Annotated in this window: 1 protein-coding gene; it reads left to right on the top strand. The window is 36.6% G+C overall.

Going from position 1 to position 1,057, the window contains the following annotated elements:
• On the top strand, positions 1-924 hold a 924-nt coding region (locus BM141_RS23370), incomplete at its 5' end, for a hypothetical protein (RefSeq protein WP_449441468.1).
• Between the last annotated feature and the right edge of the window lie 133 nt (positions 925-1,057).

Here is a 1,057-nt window from a genome sequence, read left to right on the forward strand (position 1 = left end):
ACCGAACTTGGGTTACATCACTACGACTTCAGTGCCAGAAGCTATGACTATCAGATAAATAGGACTACTACCCTTGACCCTCATGGGGATAGGTACGTAAGTGTTTCACCTTATTCTTTCTTGAATAACAATCCGCTGAGGTACATAGACCCTACGGGCAGAGATGTAACTGTACATAGCGAAGACTATATTTCTATGAGTGGACAAGATGCAAGAAATACCTTAGCTGGTTTGAAAAAAGTATCAAAGGAAAGAGGATGGAACAGACAAAGTAATGATGAAAACAGTAGCAAAAAATGTATTCCTTGTGAAAAATTTATGGAAAAAGTGCTTAAACCTGTCAAAGAGTTCTTTAAGGAATTTGTATCGCAGTTTAATCCAGCAGAGGATAAAAAAGAAATGTACGAAAGTGTAAAGCAAGGAGAACCAGCGGCAATAAAAAAGAAAGAAAAAAGAGAACAACAAACCAAATTATTAGCTGCGATTCCAACTTCGATACCAGAAGTAAGCCCTTATATTGCAATTAGTGTGGGCAAACAATCACAGGAACAGAAACAATTTAGTGGCTATTGGACTACGATGATAACAACAAGTGGGCTTTATAGCACGATAGGATATGATAGAACTTATGCTTGGGGTTCACCTAAAACGTCTTATAGTATTTCTATGGGTGTAATAATAGGCTCTCATGATGGAATAGAAGGGTGGGGAGTGGGTTGGGGTGCAGGAGCAGGTCGTTTTGGATTTGAATCAAGCCGTGGAGTTAATTTAGATTACCCTCCTTTTTCAATACCTTACCCTAAGCCTCAAATGCCAATAGGAGTTCAGTGGGGAAATACAGCTACCGTAGGGCTTACATATTCCAATACTCCTGCTTATGTTACAGGAAACTTGGGTTATACCTTTAAATTACCACTTGATTAATAGGTAAATGAATAGATAACTAACTTTTTTTAATACTAAACCAATTGTGCTAGTTAAAATATAAAGTTTTTTATATCTAAGATAGGTTGTTGAGTTATAAAGTTTAAATAAATAGCAAAAGTTAGGGATGTTA

Origin of the sequence: Thermoflexibacter ruber (genome assembly GCF_900113045.1) — a bacterium.
In the GTDB taxonomy this organism is placed as follows: domain Bacteria; phylum Bacteroidota; class Bacteroidia; order Cytophagales; family Thermoflexibacteraceae; genus Thermoflexibacter; species Thermoflexibacter ruber.